At 61.2% G+C, this 639-nt stretch carries 1 protein-coding gene and 1 pseudogene; one reads left to right on the top strand and one right to left on the bottom strand.

Going from position 1 to position 639, the window contains the following annotated elements; genetic code table 11:
• A pseudogene (locus ACFFN1_RS13555) lies at window positions 1-342 on the top strand (transposase); the annotation flags it as partial.
• Between the two features lie 48 nt (window positions 343-390).
• Here the strand turns inward: ACFFN1_RS13555 and ACFFN1_RS13550 are convergent.
• Window positions 391-639, bottom strand: a 249-nt coding sequence (locus ACFFN1_RS13550) for a transposase (RefSeq protein ID WP_376841359.1), incomplete at its 5' end; no start/stop codon positions are given.

The following is a 639-nucleotide window of genomic DNA, read 5'->3' as shown; positions in this document are numbered from 1 at the left end:
GCACCAACAGGCAAGCGCGGACGCCCCTTCTCCGATCCCAGGCAGATGATCGAAGGCATCATCTACCGCTACCGCACCGGCATCGCCTGGCGCGACCTGCCCGAGCCCTTCGGCAAATGGCAGACCGTGTGGACCTGGCACCGTCGCTTAGCCTCTGATGGCACCTGGGATGCCATCCACCAGGCGCTGACAGACTTTGCGGCGAAGAATGACAAAGTCGACTTCACCGTCTCAGTCGACTCCACGATCGCTCGTGCTCACCAGCACGCAACGAACATCAGCCGCGTAAAAAAGGGACTCGTCGAATTACAAGGATCTGCTGACCGAGTTGGATCGCCCCGTGTGTGGTGGAGGGCTTGATCTAACCGAGAGGATAGGAACATGGGCTCTTCACAGATGAGGGTGTAGTTCGGTTCTGAATCCTCCGGTGTCTAGGAGGGCACGGGTGATGTAGTGGGCGAGGTTGCGGAAGCCCAGCGCGGTCCCGCGGAGGTGTTCGAGTCGAGCGTTGATCGCCTCGGTGGGGCCGTTGCTGGGGTGGTCGAAGTAGGCCAGCACATCGAGGGCTCGTCGTTTCAGTGTCCGGCCGAGGGTGATGAGTTCCTTGAGCTGTGTGGGCACGCCGTCGGTGAGGTCGTC

It is taken from the genome of Brevibacterium otitidis (genome assembly GCF_042429315.1).
Taxonomy (GTDB): Bacteria; Actinomycetota; Actinomycetes; order Actinomycetales; family Brevibacteriaceae; genus Brevibacterium; species Brevibacterium otitidis.
This window is presented reverse-complemented; position numbering and strand designations above follow the sequence as displayed.